At 70.3% G+C, this 19,402-nt stretch carries 15 protein-coding genes; 8 read left to right on the top strand and 7 right to left on the bottom strand.

Annotated elements, in window-relative coordinates; all coding sequences use genetic code 11:
• Positions 1 to 35 precede the first annotated feature (35 nt).
• The 4 genes from AB0F15_RS42485 to AB0F15_RS42470 form a co-directional block, all read right to left on the bottom strand.
• Positions 36 to 2,138 (bottom strand): (Fe-S)-binding protein, encoded by a 2,103-nt coding sequence (locus tag AB0F15_RS42485; protein ID WP_360283146.1) that lies wholly within the window; start codon positions 2,136 to 2,138, stop codon positions 36 to 38.
• Between the two features lie 31 nt (positions 2,139 to 2,169).
• Positions 2,170 to 2,586: a hypothetical protein gene (locus AB0F15_RS42480; protein ID WP_360283144.1), complete on the bottom strand. Its 417-nt coding sequence runs from the start codon at positions 2,584 to 2,586 to the stop codon at positions 2,170 to 2,172.
• A gap of 135 nt (positions 2,587 to 2,721) precedes the next feature.
• Positions 2,722 to 4,839 carry a diguanylate cyclase gene (locus tag AB0F15_RS42475; RefSeq protein WP_360283142.1) on the bottom strand — a complete coding sequence of 706 codons (2,118 nt, stop codon included), beginning with the start codon at positions 4,837 to 4,839 and terminating at the stop codon, positions 2,722 to 2,724.
• Between the two features lie 327 nt (positions 4,840 to 5,166).
• On the bottom strand, positions 5,167 to 8,118 hold the full coding sequence (locus AB0F15_RS42470; protein WP_360283140.1) for a glycoside hydrolase family 3 C-terminal domain-containing protein: 2,952 nt from the start codon (positions 8,116 to 8,118) through the stop codon (positions 5,167 to 5,169).
• A gap of 347 nt (positions 8,119 to 8,465) precedes the next feature.
• Here AB0F15_RS42470 and AB0F15_RS42465 point away from each other — a divergent pair, with 347 nt between their 5' ends.
• The 5 genes from AB0F15_RS42465 (at position 8,466) to AB0F15_RS42445 (ending at position 14,574) form a co-directional block, all read left to right on the top strand.
• Entirely contained in the window at positions 8,466 to 9,491 is a 1,026-nt protein-coding gene (locus tag AB0F15_RS42465) for a LacI family DNA-binding transcriptional regulator (RefSeq protein ID WP_360283138.1), read from the top strand.
• 75 nt (positions 9,492 to 9,566) lie between these two features.
• Positions 9,567 to 10,799 carry a sugar ABC transporter substrate-binding protein gene (locus tag AB0F15_RS42460; protein ID WP_360283136.1) on the top strand — a complete coding sequence of 411 codons (1,233 nt, stop codon included), beginning with the start codon at positions 9,567 to 9,569 and terminating at the stop codon, positions 10,797 to 10,799.
• Complete coding sequence (locus tag AB0F15_RS42455) at positions 10,796 to 11,737, top strand: sugar ABC transporter permease (protein ID WP_360283134.1); 942 nt, start codon at positions 10,796 to 10,798, stop codon at positions 11,735 to 11,737. The genes AB0F15_RS42460 and AB0F15_RS42455 overlap by 4 nt, the downstream gene beginning before the upstream one ends.
• A complete protein-coding gene (locus AB0F15_RS42450; RefSeq protein ID WP_360283132.1) occupies positions 11,734 to 12,549 on the top strand; it encodes a carbohydrate ABC transporter permease in 816 nt (271 codons plus the stop codon). Before AB0F15_RS42455 ends, AB0F15_RS42450 begins: the two co-directional genes overlap by 4 nt.
• 21 nt (positions 12,550 to 12,570) lie before the next feature.
• Positions 12,571 to 14,574 carry a TIM-barrel domain-containing protein gene (locus AB0F15_RS42445; protein ID WP_360283130.1) on the top strand — a complete coding sequence of 668 codons (2,004 nt, stop codon included), beginning with the start codon at positions 12,571 to 12,573 and terminating at the stop codon, positions 14,572 to 14,574.
• Here AB0F15_RS42445 and AB0F15_RS42440 read toward each other — a convergent pair.
• A complete protein-coding gene (locus AB0F15_RS42440) occupies positions 14,561 to 15,433 on the bottom strand; it encodes a hypothetical protein (RefSeq protein ID WP_360283128.1) in 873 nt (290 codons plus the stop codon). The two genes, AB0F15_RS42445 and AB0F15_RS42440, sit on opposite strands and share 14 nt — an antisense overlap.
• A 107-nt stretch (positions 15,434 to 15,540) precedes the next feature.
• Positions 15,541 to 16,098 carry a YceI family protein gene (locus tag AB0F15_RS42435; RefSeq protein WP_360283126.1) on the bottom strand — a complete coding sequence of 186 codons (558 nt, stop codon included), beginning with the start codon at positions 16,096 to 16,098 and terminating at the stop codon, positions 15,541 to 15,543.
• 107 nt (positions 16,099 to 16,205) lie between these two features.
• Here AB0F15_RS42435 and AB0F15_RS42430 point away from each other — a divergent pair, with 107 nt between their 5' ends.
• The 3 genes from AB0F15_RS42430 to AB0F15_RS42420 are packed head-to-tail and all read left to right on the top strand — an operon-like array spanning position 16,206 to position 18,469.
• A complete protein-coding gene (locus AB0F15_RS42430; RefSeq protein ID WP_360283124.1) occupies positions 16,206 to 16,682 on the top strand; it encodes a MarR family winged helix-turn-helix transcriptional regulator in 477 nt (158 codons plus the stop codon).
• A gap of 8 nt (positions 16,683 to 16,690) precedes the next feature.
• Entirely contained in the window at positions 16,691 to 17,677 is a 987-nt protein-coding gene (locus AB0F15_RS42425; protein ID WP_360283122.1) for a glutathione S-transferase C-terminal domain-containing protein, read from the top strand.
• 18 nt (positions 17,678 to 17,695) lie between these two features.
• Entirely contained in the window at positions 17,696 to 18,469 is a 774-nt protein-coding gene (locus tag AB0F15_RS42420; RefSeq protein ID WP_360283120.1) for an SDR family oxidoreductase, read from the top strand.
• A gap of 246 nt (positions 18,470 to 18,715) precedes the next feature.
• On the opposite strand, the gene AB0F15_RS42415 is transcribed toward AB0F15_RS42420, so the two are convergent.
• The coding region (locus tag AB0F15_RS42415) for a DUF222 domain-containing protein (RefSeq protein WP_360283118.1) at positions 18,716 to 19,402 on the bottom strand (687 nt) is incomplete at its 5' end.

The raw sequence follows: 19,402 nt of genomic DNA, 5'->3' as shown, positions 1-19,402 counted from the left end.
CGCACGGCTCAGAGCCGTGCGGCGGCCCGGGGATCTCAGACCTTCGGCGCCGGGGCGTCCGCGGCTTTCACCCGTTCCAGCAGCAGCTGGGCGACATCGCGCACGTCGACGTTCTGCGCCTTCTGCTCACTCTGGCGCTGGACCAGGCCGTCGGTCAGCATCACGCGGCAGAACGGGCAGCCCGTCACGATCGTCTCGGCGTCCGTCGCGATCGCCTCGTCGACGCGTTCGAGGTTGATGCGCTTGCCGATCTGCTCCTCCATCCACATCCGGGCGCCGCCGGCGCCGCAGCAGAGTGCGCGGTCCGCGTGGCGGGGCATCTCCGCCAGCTCGGCGCCCGTCGCCCCGACCAGCTCGCGCGGGGGCGTGTAGACCTTGTTGTGGCGGCCGAGGTAGCACGGGTCGTGGTAGGTGACCTTCGGGCCGTCTTCGACCGGCTTCACCGGGGTCAGCTGGCCGCCGCGGACCAGGCGGTTGAGCAGCTGCGTGTGGTGGACCACCTCGTAGTGCCCGTCCAGGTCCGGGTATTCGCGGCCGAGGGTGTTGAGGCAGTGCGGGCAGGTGGTGACGATCTTGCGCAGGCGCGGTTCGCGGCCTTCGAACACGGCGTTGAGCGTCTCGGCCGTCTGCTGCGCCATCATCTGGAACAGGAACTCGTTGCCCGCCCGGCGCGCCGGGTCACCCGTGCAGGATTCCTCGTTGCCGAGCACCACGTACCGCACGCCGGCGATGTGCAGGAGCTCGGCCGTGGCGCGGACGGTCTTGCGCGCCTGGTCGTCGAAGGCCCCGGCACAGCCGACCCAGTAGACGTACTCGACGTCCTCGGCCAGTTCGCCGTCGAACACCGGGACGTCGAAGCCGAGGTCCTTGGTCCAGGCGAGCCGCTCCGAGTTGTTCTGGCCCCACGGGTTGCCCTTGGTCTCCAGGTTCTTGAACAGCCCGCCCAGCTCGGTCGGGAACGCGGATTCGATCATCACCTGGTAGCGGCGCATGTCGACGATGTGGTCGACGTGCTCGATGTCCACCGGGCACTGCTCGACGCACGCGCCGCAGGTGGTGCACGACCAGAGCACGTCCGGGTCGATGACGCCGCCGTCGGCTTCCGGCCCGACGAGCGGGCGCGCGCCTTCGTGCTCGGTGCCCGCGAGGATGTAGGGCGCCTCTTCGAACAGGTTGTCGCGCAGGTTCATGATGACGAGCTTGGGCGACAACGGTTTCCCGGTGTTCCACGCCGGGCACTGCGACTGGCAGCGGCCGCACTCGGTGCACGTGGCGAAGTCCAGCATGCCCTTCCACGTGAAGTCGCCGATCTTGCCGCGGCCGAACGTGTCGTCCTCGCCCGGGTCCTCGAAGTCGATCGGCTTGCCCGCCGACTCCATCGGCAGCAGCGGGCCGAGCGCGTCCGGGAGCCGCTTCGCCGACACGTTGATCGGCGCCACGAAGATGTGCAGGTGCTTGGAGTACAGCACGATCGACAGGAACACGAGCATGACGCCGATGTGCAGCAGCAGGCCGACCGTCTCGAGCACCTCGGTCGTCGAGTGCCCGAGCGGCTCCAGCAGGTTCCCGACGCCGAGCGAGACGTACGCGCCCGAGTCGTACGGGAAGTTGCCGGACGCCGAAGAGGCGCCGCGGAAGAAGAACATCGTCCAGACGACGTTGAAGATCATCAGCAGGATCAGCCACGCGCCGCCGGTGTGCGAGCCGTAGAACCGCGACGCGCGCTCCTTGCGCTCGGGGGCGTTGCGGATCCGGATCACCGCGAACACCCCCAGCGAGACGGCCACCGCGACGGCGATGAAGTCCTGCAGGAAGCCGAGGACCGCCCAGTGACCGATCCACGGGATCGCGAACTTCTCGTCGAACAGCGCGCCGTACGCCTCGAGGTACACCGAAGCGAGGATCACGAAGCCCCAGAACGTGAAGAAGTGCGCCAGGCCGGGCACCGACCACTTCAGGAGCTTGCGCTGGCCGAACACCTCGCGCACCTGCGCGAAGGCGCGGGCACCGAGGTCGCCGGAGCGCTTGGTGTCCGGCTGGCCCGCCTTGATCAGCCGGTACAGGAAGGCCACGCGCTTGCCGGCGACGGCGAGGCCGACGACGGTCATGAGCAGACCGAGGATGAGACGAACGAGCACGAGTCCTCCGCGTCGTGATGGAAGGACCGGCTCAGTGCGAGCCGGTGTAGTACCGGCACGCCTTGCACGCGTACCGCATCTTCGCGACCCGCCAGTGTTTCCGGTACAGATCGAGGTCGGGCGACCGCCGGACACCGAGGCGCTGGTAGCGCCCGGGCCGACGGCCGGTTTCGTACTGCTCGGTCGCGCGGCCGAGGTGGGCGCGCCGCAGCACGCACCCCCGCGTCCGGCAGCGGCCGAGCGCGCTGCGGCAGAACCGGTGCAGCAGCACCAGTTCGCCGGTCACTTCTTCGACGACGCCGTAGCCGGGGTGGTCACCCGGTCCGGCGAGCCGCACCGGCAGCCCGCAGTACACGCACTTGAGCGTGCAGGTGAGGCAGCCGGTCAGGTGCCTGAGCCGCAGTTCGCGCCGGTCTTCGGAGCCCGGTCCCCGGACGCGCGACGTCATGAGACCTCCTGGACGACTGTGATCGGCACCACTGTCTGCTACTGGAGGGTAATGAGGAGATCACTTCGCGCGACAGGACCGAACAGGCCAGTTTGACTGAGCCGTTCGGCGTAAATTCTCCAGCCGGCCGCCGGTTCAGCAGCCGGGGAGACCGCCGGGCAGCTCCGGGAACGCCGGGCCGGACACCACGTCGGCGCCCCGGTCCTGCCACCAGACGGCCTGATCCAGGGTCTCGACCCCGGCGACCGACACCGAAGCCCCGACCGTGTGCACCGCGTCGACCAAGGCCGCCAGGGTTCCCGTCACCAGCGGGTGCTCGCGTTTGGCGACCAGGTTCGCCGCGAGCCGGACCGTGTGGGCCGGGAACTCCGCGAGACACGTGACGTCGCCGAAGCCGTGGATCTCCGCCCGGACGCCGATTTCCGCCAGCACCTTGAAGTTCTCCGCCGCGTCACCGACGTTCCCCGTCGACGCGGCGGCCGTCAGCGCCGCCGCAGGGAACGCCGGGCGCAGCCGGTCCGGCGCCAGGCCGGTGTCGTCGAGGACGCGGCGGATTTCGCCGACCAGCTCCGGGTCCGCCGCCTGCTGCGCCGTCAATTCGACGACCAGCGGCACGCCGATGCCGGACGCCGCCAGCCGCTCGGCCGCCGTGCGCAGGAGCCAGGTGCCCAGCGGCAGGTCCAGCCCGGTCTCCGCGGCCAGCCGGACGCACGTCTCGTGCGGCAGCACGCCTTCGGCCGGGTGCGCCCAGCGCAGCCGCGCCTCGACGCCCTCGATCGAGCCGCCGGTCGCGGGCACCAGCGCGCGGTAGCCGGCTTCGATCTCGCCGTTCTCCCACGCGCCGGCCATCGACGCGGCCAGGCCGAAGTCGTGCCGGTCGCGGCGGTCCAGCTCGCGGTCGAACAGCCCCCACTGGCTGCCCGTCCGCTGGACGCGCCGCAGGGTCAGGTCCGACGCGCGAAGCAGCTCCGCGGGCGTGGTGCCGCGCGGCGGGCGGTGGACGACCCCGATGGCGGCCGACACCGCGACCCCGCGTTGCCCGTCGACGTACTCCGCTTCGGCGAGCTCGTGGGTGATCCGGCGGACGAGCGTCACCACACCCGGGGTGTCCGCCGTGTTCTGCACGAGCACGCCGAATTCGTCGCCGCCGAGACGGGCCACGAGTGCCTTCTCGCCGTCGAAGACGACCTTCAGCTTCGCGGCGACACCGCGCAGCACCCGATCGCCGAGCTCCTGGCCGAGCCCGCCGTTGATCTGCGAGAAGCCGTCGAGGTCGAGGTGGAAGAGCGTGACGCCGCGAGCGGGGTCCGCGTCGCGCAGCAGGGTTTCCAGCCGGGTGCTGAAGAACTGCCGGTTGGGCAGCCCGGTCAGCACGTCGTGCAGGGCCTGGTGGCTGAGCCGCCGCTGCAGCAGCGACACCTCGGTGTCGTCGTCGACGATCGTGAGCAGTTGCCGCGGCGCGCCGAGCGCGTCGCGGATCACCGACGCGGCGAACGTCGCCCACATCGGCTCGCCGTCCTTGCCGACCAGGCGACGGCCCGCGCGCAGCCGGTGCAGCCGGCCGGCCACCAGCTCGCGGTAGCTTTCCCGCAGCTGCTCGACGTCCTCGGGGTGGACCAGGTCGAACAGGCTCATCTCGGCGATCTCCGCCGGCGTGCGGTGGAGCGTCTTCGCGAGCGCGGCGTTGGCGCGCAGCACCCGGCCGTCCAGCTCGGTGAGCGCGACGCCGCTGGCCGAGCCGGCGAACACCTCCTCGAACTGCGCACGGGTGATGACCTGCCTCTGCCGCGTCTCCTGCTCGACCTTCAGCAGTGCGCGGCTCAGGCCCTCCTGCCGCTTCTGGATGTCCTCGCGCAGCACCTCGCCGTAGCCGGAGCTGAACGCGCCGAGCACCAGCACGACCCGCTCGGCGAGTCCGTCGACCGCGCGCAGTTCCGGTTCGTGCAGCAGCGCCTTGGCCAGCACTTCCAGGCTGCGGTGCAGGCTTTTCGCGCCGACGCACCGCAGCTCGACGAGCCGCGCGCCCGCCGCCGCGGCCCCGTCGAGATCCGGCGGATCGCTGACGACCGCTTCGAACAGCCGCCCGGCCAGCGCCGCCAGCTCGTGTTCGATCTCCTCGGGGGTGTGCGGCAGGTAGGCCGTGGTGCTGATCAGGTAGCCCCACTTGCGCGCGAGCGTGCCGAATCTTCGCGCCGCGCGATCGGCGGAGGGCTTCTTCCGCGGGACGTCGCCGCGGGGATGGGAAGCAGTCACCTCAGGCTGTCCAAGGGGTCGGTGCAGACACCGGTTCGGGGTAACCGATCCATCTTGGCCCGGAATGGTGCGGCGCGCACGGGTTCGGTTTGGTCCGATCGAGTGATATCCGTGAGGTGCGGGCGCGGCAGTCTCACGCCGTGGTCCTCCGGTCGGGTGGGCTGTTCGAGACCCGAGAACACTACACCCGGTAGCCAGATCGGCACCGTCAGGTCGGCGGAGCGCCCCGCCGGACGACTTCCGCACGCACGACCAGGCCCGGTTCTGCCGTGGGCTTCACCGTGGCAGAACCGGGCCTGGCCGGTCACTCGGGCCGGAAACCCCGGGTCACCGCAGCGAGAACGTCGCCAGGTTCACCGGGCCGTCGAACGTCAGGTACACGTCGTGCCGGCCGGACGCCTTGGCCAGTGCCGCGGTGACCGCCTGGTACGCGTAGTGGTCACCGGTGGACGGCACCGCCACCGTGCCCAGCACGCGGCCTCCCGGCGAGTCGAGGCGGACGGTGACGCGCGTCGTGCCGGCGTCGGCCTTGGACACCGAAGCCGTGAACTTCGCCGGTCCGTTCAACGCGACGTCCTTGAACGCCAGCCAGCTGCCGGCGGTGGCCGCGACGGAGGTGCCCGCCGTCTTCGCCGTGTCCGTCAGCGTCGTGCCCTGGTAGGCGTCGAAGTTCTCCGCCGCCGTCGGGCGGGTCAGGTCGCGGGCGGGGATCCGCTCCCCCGCGACGTACACCGGCTGCGAACCGGCCACGTCGGTGGCGTTGCGGCCGACCGAGAAGTCGTAGACCCCGGACTCCACCACGGACTTCCCGCGGGTGACGTCCCAGGAGGCCAGCTCGCTCACCGGCACCTCGAACCGCACCGTGCGGGTCTGCTTCGGCGCCAGGGTCACCTTCGAGAAGTCACGCAGCTGCTTCACCGGCTGCTGGGCACGAGACTGCCGCGCGCTCGAGTAGAGCTGGACGACGTCGGACCCGGTGCGGGCGCCGGTGTTCGTCACGTCGACGCTCACCTGGACCTTCCCGCCGGACTGGGCGGTGCGGACGTTGCCGTAGCGGAAGCTGGTGTAGCTCAGCCCGTACCCGAACGGGAACAACGGCTTCCCGCGGTAGTACTGGTACGTCATCCCGGTCTTCGCGATGTCGTAGTCGAGGATGCCCGGCAGCGCGGCGTCGGAGGCGTACCAGGTCTGGGTGAGCCGCCCGCCCGGGTCCTGGTCGCCGAAGAGCACGTCGGCGACGGCGTGCCCGGTCTCCTGGCCGGCGTGGCTGGTCCACACGACGCCGGGCACGGACAGCGTGTCCCAGCCGGTCGTCGGGTAGCTGTTCTCCACCACGACGACGGTGTGCGGGTTCGCCTTCTGCACGGCCTCGATCAGCGCGCGCTGCGCCGGGGCGAGCTCGGTGCTCGTGCGGTCGTTCGCCTCGCGGCCGTTGATGAACGGCATGCTGCCGACCACGACGACGGCGGTGTCCGCACCCCGGGCCGCGGCGACCGCGCTGCCGACCCCGCTGGTCAGCACGTCACGGCCGAACTTCGTCGCGTGCGCGGCGTCCGGAGCGGAGATGGTCAGGACCCCGTCGGCGCCGACGACGGCGAACTTGTTCGGGCCGAACCACGACTCGTCGACTTCGTTGCCGGCGTACTCCAGCACGTAGCTGCCGTCGGGCTGCGCGTCGAGCTTCAGCTGCTGCTGCACGAACCAGCCGGCCGGCTGGTCGACGTCGTTCACCAGCGCGCCGCCGGAATAGCTGAGGAACTTGCCGTTCGCCGCCGCGCGCAGGGTGTTCTTGCCCGCACCCCAGTCGTAGACGTCGAAGGATTCGGCCGTGCCCGCGACGGTCCCGCCGGCGGTCACCTTGCCGGTCGTGCCCGGAGCGGTCAGGTACCGGCCGGTGGAGAGGTCCTTCAGCGCGATCCGGTCGACGCCTTCCGACGACGCGACCGTGCCCGCGGAACCGAGCCGTTCCCGGATGCCCTGCACCGGGGTGACCTTCTTCTGGATCGCGCCGCTGTACCAGTCTTCGTACAGGGTGTCCGAGAGCGGGCCGACAACCGCGATCTTCTTGTTCTGCGCGGCGTTCAGCGGCAGCGCGTTCGCGTTGTTGCGCAGCAGCACGACCTGCTCGTCGGCGGCCTTGCGCGCCAGGGCCTGGTGCTCGGGCGAGTTGATGACGGCCGGGGTGATCTTCGCGTACGGGTTGCGCCCCGGCGGGTCGAACTCGCCGAGCCGGAACCGCAGCGACAGCAGGTGCCGGTCGGCGTCTTCGACGTCGGCCATCTTCAGCAGGCCCTTGCCCAGTGCTTCCTTGACCGCGGCGACGGTGATCGAACCGTCGGTGTCGTTGTCGGTGAAGCTGTCGAGCCCCGCCTTGATCGCCGCCGCGTCCCCTTCGGCCTTGGTGGCGTAGTACTTCTCCGTGTTGACCAGGTTGGACGGCGCACCGGCGTCGCTGACGACGGCGATGTCCTGGGGCGCCCACTTCCGCAGCTTGCCGTCGAGGTCCGGGCTCACGTGGTTGGGGCGCCCGTTGACCAGGTTGTACGACGGCATGACGGCGTTGGCCGCGCCCGCCTCCAGCGGGATCTTGAACGCCTGCTCGTCGTAGTCGTGCAGGATCTTCGGCGGCACCGAGGAGTTGCTGGTGTCGCGGTTGACCTCGTTGTTGTAGGCGAGGAAGTGCTTCAGCGTCGGCGCCGCCTGCAGGTACCGCGGGTCGTCGCCCTGCATGCCGCGGCCGTACGCGGTCGCGAGCTCGCCGGTGAGGTGCGGGTCCTCGGAGTAGCCCTCTTCGTTGCGGCCCCAGCGCGGGTCGCGCAGCAGGTTCACCACCGGCGCCCAGAGGTTGAGCCCCCACAGCGTCGGGTTGCGGACGTTGAACCCGCGCGCTTCCTGCCCGACGGCCGAGCCCACCTGCTTCACCAGCGCCGGGTCCCAGGTGCTGGCCAGGCCGATGGCCTGCGGGAACACCGTGCCGTCGGCCTTCACGACCGCGCCCTTGTTGTCGTAATCGGTCGACCACGCGACGCCGTGCAGGGCTTCGGTGCCGGTCTTGAAGACCCCGATGCCGAGCCGGGGGATGGCCGGTTCGTACTGGTGCAGCAGCGAGATCTTCTCGTCCGCCGTCAACCGGGACAGCAGGTCGTCGATCCGCGCGGCCAGGGGCAACGCGGGATCGCGGAAGGGCGGCGGAGGGGCCGCGAGCGCCGGCGACGGGGCCAGCAGCAGGGTCGCGGCCGCCACCGGGACGAGGGCACGGCGGAACAGGGACAGGCGCACGGACGGCCTCCGGAATCGTCGAATCGTTTCGACGGCGCGGCGCAGACATTCGCGTCGAAGGGTGGGGATCGAGACGACTATTACAGCCGGGTGAGCACGAGGTCAAGACTTCCTGTGAACGCTCCCAGACCCACCGGGCCACCGGTCGCCACACCGCGCTGAACTGCGGGAAGAGCTACGAACAGGCGATTTCGACACTTTCGACCAACGAGACCGTCGTCGAATTCGAATCGAATACGGGCGGACGGCGAATGATGCTTGTGTTTCGGGCGGGTGTCACCTACCTTCGTGCCATCGTCGATGCGCTTCGACAGCCCCTTCTCCTCCCCGTTCCCAGGAGGCCGCCCGTGGTCACCATCAACGACGTCGCCAACGCGGCCGGGGTCGCCCCCAGCACGGTGTCGTACGTGATCAGCGGCAAACGCTCGATCTCGCCGAAGACCCGGCGGCTGGTCGAGGACAGCATCCGCAAGCTCGGCTACCACCCGCACGCCGGGGCGCGGGCGCTGGCCAGCAGCAAGACCAACGTGCTCGCGCTGGTCGTGCCGCTGCGCACGGACCTCAACGTCGCCGTCGTGATGGAGTTCGTCGCCTCGGCGGTCACCGCGGCCCGCGCGTACGACCACGACCTGCTGCTGCTCACCAAGGACGAAGGACCCGCCGCCCTGCAGCGGGTGGCGTCGTCGGCGATCGCCGACGCGCTGATGGTGATGGACGTCGAAACCGCCGACCCGCGGGTGCCGATGCTGCTGGCTCTCGACCTGCCGGTGGTGCTCATCGGGGTGCCCGACCACCCGGCCGGGCTGAGCTGCGTCGACCTCGACTTCACCGCGGCCGGCTCGGCGTGCGTCGCCCACCTGGCCGAGCTCGGCCACCGCTCGATCGCGCTGATCGGCCCCTCCCCGGCCGTCTACCGGCGCGGCACGAGCTACGCGACGCGGTTCCTGCGCGGCTTCGACGAAGCCACGAAAAGCCGTGACGTGCGGGCGGCCTCCCGGCCGTGCGCCCACTCCTACGAAGCGGTGAGCGCCTGCCTGGACGACCTGCTCACCGCCGAACCCGGCCTGACCGCCCTGGTCGTGCACAACGAAGCCGTGCTGCCCGGGCTGCTATCGGACCTGCGCCACCGCGGCCTGCGGGTGCCCGAGGACATCTCGGTCATCGCCGTCTGCCCGGACAGCATGGCCGAGCAGCACGCGGTCGCGCTGACCAACGTGGCCATCCCGGCCGAGGAGGTCGGCACCCAGGCCGTCGAGATGACCATGCGCCGGCTCGCCGGCCAAACCACGCCCGAGGTCCGGTTGCTCGGACCCCGCCTCACCCAGCGCGAAAGCACCGCGTCGCCGCGCCCTTGCCAATCCGGCCAAAAGTAGGCCCCCCGTGGCTGTGGCCGGATTGATAAGGATCAACACAGACCGGTTCTGCTCCGCCGCCGAAGGAGAATCACCATGTCCGTAGTTCGTCGCGCCCTGATCCTGGCCACGAGTGCCGCGCTGCTGGCCGCCTGCAGCCCCAGCCCGGCCCCGTCCACGCCGAACGGCGCCGGCGCGCCGGCCGCCACGTCGATCACCGAACTCGACTACTACGCCGACGAGCAGGGTTCCGCCGCCTGGCAGAAGATCCTCGACACCTGCGCCACGCAGACCGGGATCAAGATCGAGCGCCAGAAGGTGCCGACCAGCCAGATGCTGCCGAAGGTCCTGCAGAGCGCCAGCTCGAAGACGCTGCCGAACCTGCTCTTCACCGACAACCCGACGCTGCAGCAGGTCGCCGCCACCGGCGCGCTGACGCCGCTGTCCGACTACGGCATCACCACCGACGGCCTCTACCCGAGCATCGTCAAGGCCGGGACCTACCAGGACAAGGTGTACGGCGTCGCCCCCGGCGTCAACGGCCTCGCGCTCATCTACAACAAGGACCTCCTGCAGGCCGCGGGGGTCGAGCCGCCGAAGACGTGGGAGGAGCTGAAAGCCGCCTCCGCGAAGCTGACCAAGGACGGCAAGTACGGGCTCGCCTTCTCCGCCGTTCCCTCCGAAGAGGGCACCTGGCAGTTCCTCCCGTTCTTCTGGAGCAACGGCGCCGAACTGTCCCAATTGGACTCGGCGCAGTCCACGCAGGCGCTGCAGTACGTCACCGACCTGGTGAACTCCGGTTCGGCATCGAAGTCCGTGGTGACCTGGAACCAGAACGACGTCGCCGACCAGTTCGTCGGCGGCAACGCGGCGATGATGATCAACGGGTCGTGGAACATCGCCCGGCTCGACGAGCAGAAGGCACTGCACTACGGCGTCGTGCCGATCCCGGTGCCGCAGGCCGGCGGCAAGCCGGTGGTCGCCCTCGGCGGCGAGGTCGGCACCGTGCCGGTCACCAGCGGACCCGCCCAGCAGGCCGCCGGCAAGGTGCTCTCCTGCATCCTGTCCGACCCGACGATGGTCGAGTGGAGCAAGGCCCACGCCTACATCCCGTCGAAGACGACCGTGGCGGAGAAGTTCGGCACGGACCAGCCGGCGATGCAGGCCTTCGTCGCCGAGGTCGGCACGGCCCGCTCCCGCACCGCCGAGCTCGGCGAGAAGTACCCGAAGGTCTCGCAGGCACTGGCCGACGCGATCCAGGCGGCGCTGACCGGGAAGACGCCGGTCGACCAGGCCCTCAAGGCCGCGCAGCAGGCGAGCGGCTCGTGACGCTCGCCGCCGCCCCGACGGTCTCGGCGCCACCCCGCGCGAGCCGGAAGTCCCGCCGGGACAGCCGGTTCGCCGCGTGGGCGTTCCTGCTGCCCGCCCTGGCCTACGTCGTCGTGTTCTTCGGCTATCCCCTGGCCGCGAACCTGGTGATGAGCACGCAGAACTACACGGTGAAGTCGTTCTACACCGGCGAAGCGCCCTTCGTGGGCATCGCGAACTACTCCGCCGTGCTGGGCAGCCCGCTGTTCTCGACGGCGGCGCTCAACACGGTGCTGTTCACCGCCGGGTCGCTCGTCTTCCAGTTCGGCCTCGGCCTGGCGCTGGCGGTGTTCTTCAACGGCCGCTTCCTCGGCAGCGCGCTGCTGCGGTCGCTGCTCCTGCTGCCGTGGCTGCTGCCGCTGGTGGTCAGCGGCGCGATCTGGCGGTGGATGTTCGACCAGGACCACGGGGTGCTCAACGCGGGCCTGCGGGCGATCGGCCTCGACGCGGTGCCGTGGCTGAGCAGCACGAGCTGGGCCCTGCCGGCGGTGATCATCACCAACATCTGGATCGGCATCCCGTTCAACCTGGTCATCCTGCACGGCGGCCTGCGCGCCATCCCGGCGTCGCTCTACGAAGCCGCGGAGCTCGACGGCGCCGGGGCGTGGCAGCGGTTCCGCCACGTCACCTGGCCGCTGCTGCGGCCGGTCACCGGGATCGTGCTCATGCTCGGGCTGGTCTACACGATCAAGGTGTTCGACGTGATCATGGTCGTCACCGGTGGCGGGCCGGCCAACGCGACGCAGACGTTGACCACGTGGTCCTACCGGCTGTCCTTCCAGGACTTCGCGTTCGGGCAGGGCGCCGCGGTCGGCAATGTCCTGATCGTGGTGGCGACGGTGTTCGGGCTGCTGTACCTCCGCTCGGCGAAGGCCACCCTGGCGGAGGCGGCGGCATGAAGACGTCGAACTGGCCGCGGACCCTGCTCGGCGTGCTGATCGTCGCGGTCCTGCTGTTCCCGCTGTACTGGATGGTCAACGCCTCCCTGCAGCCGAGCGGGGCGCTGCTGCGCCCGGATCCGGCGTTCTTCCCCGTCGACGGCACCCTGGACGGCTACCGGAAGGCCGTCTCGACGCAGGGTGCGAACCTGCTCTCCAGCGTCGTCGTCGCGCTCGGCACGGTCCTGGTGTCGCTGCTGGTGGCGACGCCGGCCTCGTACGCGCTGGCCCAGCTCAAGGTGCGCGGCGGCCCGGCGCTGGTGTTCGTGCTGCTCATCGTGCAGATGATCCCGGGTATCGTGATGGCCAACGCGCTCTACACCGTGTTCAGCAACCTCGGCCTGATCGACAACTACCTCGGGCTGGTCCTCGCCGACTCGACCGCGACCATCCCGTTCGCCATCCTGTTGCTGCGGGCCTTCATGATCTCCGTGCCGAAGGAGCTCACCGAAGCGTCCCGGGTGGACGGTGCCGGGTACTGGCGGACGTTCTTCTCGATCATCCTGCCGGTCAGCCGCAACGCGCTGGTCACCGCCGGGCTGTTCTCGTTCCTGTTCGCCTGGGCGGACTTCCTGTTCGCCGTCACCCTCACCACCGGGCAGTCGTTCGAGCCCATCACCGTGGGCATCTACCGGTTCGTCGGCAACCAGTCCGCCGACTGGAACGGGATCATGGCCACCGCCGTCCTCGCCGCGATCCCCGCGGCCGTTCTGCTCGTCGTCGCCCAGCGCTACGTCGTCGCCGGGCTGACCAGCGGCGCCGTCAAAGACTGAGTTATCCCAAGGAGACACAGCGTGATCGCCACGACCGAAGACGGCCGCTCGCTCGAAGTCAGCGTGCGGCACGAGGTGCTGCGCATCGAGCCGTGGGGCGCGGACAGCCTGCGCGTGCGCGCCGGACGGCACCACATCCTCGACGACGTCCCGGGGGCGCTGCTGCCCGCGAAGCCGTCCGCCGCCACCGCGGAGGCCGACGGACGCCACGGCCGGGTGGTCAACGGCGCGTTGACCGCGATCGTCGAGATCGCCGACACCGACACCGGCATCGACGCGCAGCTGCGGTTCGTCCGCACGGACACCGGCGAGGAGCTGCTTTCCGAGCAGCGGGCACACTTCTGGTGGCCCGGCGCGCGGCTGTTCATGCCCTCGCGCAACGGCTACGGCCGGCTGGAGCAGCGGTTCACCGCCTACGACGACGAGCGGATCTACGGGCTCGGGCAGCACACGCACGGCCGCCTCGACCAGAAGGGCCTCGTGCTCGACCTGGTCCAGCGCAACGCCGAGGTGTCGGTGCCGTTCCTGCTGTCCAGCCGCGGCTACGGGTTCCTGTGGAACAGTCCCGCGGTCGGCCGGGTCGAGCTGGCCGCCAACGGCACCCGCTGGGTGGCCGACGACGCGCGCCAGCTCGACTACTGGGTCACCACCGGCGACGGCCCGCGCCAGATCCTCGGTCACTACGCCGACGCGACCGGGCACGCGCCGATGCTGCCGGAGTGGGCGGCCGGGTTCTGGCAGTCGAAGCTGCGCTACCGCACGCAGGAGGAGCTGCTTTCGGTCGCGCGGGAGTACCACGAACGCGGGTTGCCGCTGTCGGTGATCGTGGCGGACTTCTTCCACTGGACGCACCTCGGCGACTGGAAGTTCGATCCGGCCGAGTGGCCCGACCCGGCCGGGCTGGTGCGCGAGCTCGACGCGCTCGGCGTCAAGCTCATGGTCTCGGTGTGGCCGTCGGTGAGCCCGCTGTCGGAGAACTACCGGGACCTGCACGAGCAGGGCCTGCTGGTCGCCGCCGAAAGCGGCGTCCCGGCGCACGCGCCGTGGAAGGACAAGGGGTTCGACGTCGAGATGCCGGTGGCGTTCTACGACGCGACCAACCCGGAGGCGCGGCGGTTCGTCTGGGCCAAGGTCAAGCAGAACTACTACGACCTGGGTGTGCGCGCGTGGTGGCTGGACGGCGACGAGCCGGAAATCCAGCCCGGCCACCCGCACAACCTGGGCTTCCACGCCGGGCCGGGCGCGGAGGTGTTCAACCTCTACCCGCAGGTGAACGCGCAGACGTTCCACGACGGCATCCGCGCCGAGGGCGACGACGAGGTGGTGCTGCTCAGCCGGTCGGCGTGGGCGGGCAGCCAGCGGTTCGGGGCCGCGCTCTGGTCGGGTGACGTCGGGGCGACGTGGGCGTCGCTGCGCGCACAGGTGCGGGCCGGGCTGAACGTGGCCGTCGCCGGGATCCCCTGGTGGACCACCGACATCGGCGGCTTCCACGGCGGCGACCCGGACTCGCCGGAGTACCGCGAGCTGATGGTCCGCTGGTTCTCCTACGGGGTGTTCTGCCCGCTGTTCCGCCTGCACGGCTTCCGCGACCCGCGGCCGGCGTTCGGGCCGGAGATGACCGGCGGCCCCAACGAGGTCTGGTCGTTCGGTTCTTCGGCGTATGAGTCGATCACGGCGTCGCTGCGGCTGCGGGAACGCCTCCGGCCGTACCTGATGGAGCAGATGCGGGTGGCGCACGAGCAGGGCATCCCGCCGATGCGGCCGGTGTTCGTCGACTTCCCCGCGGACCCGGCGGCCTGGGACGTCGACGACCAGTTCCTGCTCGGCCCGGACCTGCTGGTGGCGCCGGTGCTCGAACCCGGCGTCACCACGCGGCGGGTGTACTTGCCCGCCGGGGCGTCCTGGACGGACGCGGTGACCGGCACCCGGCACGACGGCGGCGACTGGGTCGAGGCGCCGGCTCCGCCGGAGCGGATCCCGGTGTTCCTCCGCGACGGGACGGACCTGCCGATCAGGCCCGAGTGAGGTCGGCCCAGTGCCCCGGCTTGCGCAGCCGGGGCCGGCCGAGTTCCCAGCCCGGCGGCCAGGTCCGCCGCACGTACGCGTCCGTTCGGGCGCGCGCCCCGGTGAGGAAGAAGTCTGCCGCCATCGCTCCGGTGAAGTCGGCGTGGCCGCTGAAGCGCGCGCCACCGAACAGGACGTCGGCGGCGAACCGGGCGTTCCGGAACGTCGTGGGGCCCGCGAAACCGGCGCACTCGAACGACACATCGTCATCGAAAGCGGCGTCCGCGAAGTCCGTGCGAGCCGAGAACCGGGCGGCGTCGAACCACAGCTCTCCGTACGTGGTCATCCGGGGAAAGGCCGCCATGCCGGTGAACGTCGTGTGCTCGAAGTCGGCGACCGCGCCGTCGAAGCGTGCGTCGCCGACGAACCGGACCCCGCGGAAGAAGACCTCGCCTACTTCGCAACCGCGCAGATCCAGCTGGTGGAGCACCATCGGTCGCTTCGAGTGGAGGTTCGTCCCCGGCCAGAACTCCGGTGCCCCGCGTCGCAGGCGCCGCAGCAGCACCGGCCAGAGCACCGCCTGCCAGGCCGCGGACTGGGGCCACCCGTAGCCCAGCTGCATGAAGAACTGGTCGACGAAGTCCTGCCGCAGGCCGGGTTCGCGGTCCGCGAGTTCGGCGAACTCGTGCACCCCGGCCAGCCGCACGTCGCGCTCGTCGGCGAAGATCTTCCGCTCGATCTCGGGGTAGCCGGCCTCGGGCCCGGTGGCCGGGTGGACCACCCCGGCGGGCCGGTCCCGGCGGAGGAGCAACCACGCCGTGACCGCCCCGGAGACGGCGCCGATCAGCGCCAGCACCGGAAAGGGCGTGGTGGTGGACATACCGGCGATTGTCGCGTGCCGGACGGGCTCCGCGACACCGGTTTGATGGGGGCCGTCGGCTGCGGGCGAGCGGGGACCGGCACTGGTGCCGGTCCCCGCTCGCGGGGTCAGGCGGACTTGATCGCGGAGATCTCGAACTCCAGCGTGACCTTGTCGCTCACCAGCACGCCGCCGGTCTCGAGCGCGGCGTTCCAGGTGATGCCGTAGTCCTTGCGGCTGACCGTGGTGGAGCCCTCGAAGCCGATCCGGTCGTTGCCGAACGGGTCCTTCGCGGCGCCTTCGAACTCGAACGGAATGGTCACCGAACGGGTGACGTCCTTGATCGTCAGGTCCCCGGTGACGTCGAAGCTGGTGTCGCCGGTCTGCTTGATCTCGGTCGAGGCGAAGGTGATCTGGGGGTACTCGTCCATCGACAGGAAGTCGTTGCTCTTCAGGTGCCCGTCGCGGTCGGCGTTGCGGGTGTCGATGCTGGTCGCCTGGATGGTGACCTGGACGCTGGACTTCTCGGGCGCGTCGCCGTCGATGGTCGCGGCGCCGGTGAACTCGTTGAAGCTGCCGCGCACCTTGGTCACCATGGCGTGCCGGGCGACGAACCCGATCCGCGAGTGGGCGGCGTCGAGGGTGTATTCGCCGGTCAGCTGGGGGTAGGTGGTCGCGCTGGTCATCGCTGTTCTTCTCTCCTCGTGGTGGCGCCCCCTGGTGATTGAGGGTTCAACGACACTGTACTCAGTTTTACTGGTTGCGCAAGCAAGCTTTGGGTAGACTCGCCGGTATGGGTGATCTGTCCGCGCTCGACGCCGAAGAAACCGCGTTCTGGCGGCCGCTGATGCGCATCATGACCGCGCTGCCGCGCGCGCTCGAAGACCAGTTCCTGGCCGAGACCGGGCTCACGATCACCGACTACGGGGTGCTGGTCGCGCTGTCCGAGGCGCCGGAGCGCCTGCTCCGCATCTCGGGGCTGGCGGCGACCACCGGGCTGTCGCTGAGCCGGATCAGCCGGGTGGTCGACGACCTCACCCGCCGCGGCCTGGTCGAGAAGCGCCGGTGCGCCGCGGACGGCCGCGCGTCCAACGCCGTGCTGACCGAAGCAGGATTGGCCAGACTGGAGGCTGCCTACCCGAGCCACCTCGCGCGCGTGCGGGCTTCGGTGTTCGATCACCTGAGCGCCGAGGACATCCGCACGGCCGGGCCGGTGCTGGCCCGGCTGGCCGTGGCCCTGGACGCCACTCCCCCGACCGACGACTGCTGAGGACGCCGATGAGCGACAAAGGCGAGTACAAGCGCGACCTGAACTACCTCCCGGACCGCATCACCGCCGACGGCCGCGACGGCTGGCCGGTCGAGCCCGGCCGGTACCGCCTGGTCGTCGCGCGGGCGTGCCCGTGGGCCAACCGCGCGGTGATCGTCCGGCGGCTGCTCGGCCTCGAGCCGGCGCTGTCGATGGGGATCGCCGGGCCGGTGCACGACGAGCGGAGCTGGAGCTTCGACCTGGACCCCGACGGCCGCGACCCGGTCCTCGGCATCGAGCGGCTCCAGGAGGCGTTTCTCAAGCGCGACCCGGAGTACTCCCGCGGCATCACGGTGCCGGCGTTCGTCGACGTCCCGAGCGGCAAGGTCGTCACCAACGACTTCGCGCAGATGACGCTCGACATGTCGACCGAGTGGACGGCATTCCACCGCGAAGGCGCGCCCGAGCTGTATCCGGAGAAGTTCCGGGACGAGATCGACGACGTCGCGCAGAAGGTGTTCACCGACGTCAACAACGCGGTGTACCAGTGCGGGTTCGCCCGCTCCCAGGAGGCGTACGAGCACTCGTACCGGAAGCTGTTCGCCCGGCTGGACTGGTTGTCGGAGCGCCTGGCCGACCGGCGCTACCTGGTCGGCGACACGATCACCGAAGCCGACATCCGCCTGTTCACCACCTTGGTGCGGTTCGACGCGGTGTACCACGGTCACTTCAAGTGCAACCGGCAGAAGCTGGCCGAGCTGCCGGTGCTGTGGGCGTACACCCGCGACCTGTTCCAGACGCCGGGGTTCGGCGACACGATCGACTTCGCCCAGATCAAGGAGCACTACTACGTGGTGCACAAGAACGTGAACCCGACCGGCATCGTCCCGCTGGGCCCGGACGTCGCCGGCTGGCTGACCCCGCACCACCGCGAGCAGCTGGGCGGCCACCCGTTCGGCGACGGAACACCGCCGGGCCCGCCGCCCGCCGGCGAGCAGGTGCCCGAGCTCGCCTGACCGGCTACGGTGATCACCATGGAACGCCTGCGTGATCGCCGGATCCTGGTGACGGGAGCCGCGTCCGGCATCGGCCGGGCCACCACACTCCGCCTGTTGGACGAAGGAGCCCGGGTCGTCGCGACCGACGTCGACGCCGCGGGCCTGGCCGGGCTCGCGGGTCCCCCGGAACTGACGACGTTCACGATGGACGTGGCGGACGAGGAATCGGTGACGTCGGCGACGGCATCGGCCATCTCGGTTCTCGGCGGCCTCGACGTCCTGGTCAACGCGGCGGGCATCCTCCTGGCCGAGCACACGCAGCGGACTTCCCTCGAGATGTGGAACCGCGTGCTCGCGGTCAACCTGACGGGCACGTTCCTGGTGACGAGGACGGCACTGCCCGCCCTCCTCGACGGCGGCAACGGCGTGGTGGTGAACTTCAGTTCGACATCGGCATCGTTCGCCCACCCGTACATGGCGGCGTACTCGGCCAGCAAGGGCGGAATCCAGTCGTTCACGCACGCACTGGCCCTGGAATACGGCAAGCAGGGCCTGCGGGTGGTGGCGATCGCACCGGGCAGTGTGAAGAGCGGCATCACCGACTCGGCGGCGAGCTGGCTGCCGAAGGACGTGGACTTCACGTTGTTCGGCCGGTTGCTGCCCCTCCTGCCGACGGGCTTGACGACCGAGGTGGGCAACCCGGTGGCCGGCCCGGAGGCGGTGGCGGGAGTGGTGGCCATGCTGGCCTCGGACGACGGCAAGTTCATCACGGGCACCGAAATCCGCATCGACGGCGGGACGCACACCTGAGGAAGTCGGTGGTGTCAGGCCTTTGCCGCGGCGTTGCGGGGCTTGGTCGTTGCGGGGCTTGGTCGGTGGCGGTGGGCCGTGGCGATGGTGATGCGTGATGGTTGGTGGAGCCGGGTGGCCCGGGCTGATTTCCGCCAGCAGCGTGGAGTCGAGGCCGTTCGCTGGTCCAGATGCGGGCGTGGAGGAGCTGGACAGGTGGCCGTGGGTGTAGGCCCGTAGCCATTGGGCTGCGAGCCTACCCCTACCTCAGGCTGCGAATGGCAGTGGTTCGTGGATGTTGTTGCGCCGGGGTTTTCGGCGCCGGTCCAGAAACAGCGGCGGCAGGAACTCCGGGAGACCATCGGCGGCGATGCGGACCTCCCACCCCGAGCGGTGCAACAACCGATGGTGGTGAGCGCACAGCAACACCAGATTGTTCAGATCGGTGGGACCACCGTCGGCCCAATGCCGGACATGGTGACCTTGACAATGCCGAGGTGGGCGATGACAGCCCGGGAACGCACACCCACGGTCCCGCAAGAACAGGGCACGGCGCAAACCCGCCGAAATCAGACGGCGGAGACGGCCGAGGTTCAGCGGCTCGCTCTTCTCACCCAGCACCGCCGGGATGATCATGCTGTCGCAGGCATGCACCCGGGCCTCAGCCGCCGACATCGAGCCGGTATCGCCCAGGGTTGCGTGGCCGACGCCGGACTTCAGGTCTTCCAGGGACACGGCGACCATCACGTGGGTGCGTTCGCCGGCTTGCATGGGCAGGTCTGGGGAGTTGAGGGCGAGGTCGACGGCGTCGGAGAAGGCGTCGCCGTAGCGGTGCTGCGGGGACCGGAAGTCCGGGCCTTCGTCGCCGGTGCGGCGTTCGGCCAGAGCGTCCAGCAGGGCGCTGGCGCGGGTGCCGGTCTCGTCGTCGAACCTGCCGTTCAGCTCCCACACCCC

It is taken from the genome of Amycolatopsis sp. NPDC026612 (genome assembly GCF_040638285.1).
In the GTDB taxonomy this organism is placed as follows: Bacteria; Actinomycetota; Actinomycetes; order Mycobacteriales; family Pseudonocardiaceae; genus Amycolatopsis.
Note: the sequence above shows the minus strand (reverse complement) of the source record. Positions and strands in the feature narration are given on the sequence as shown.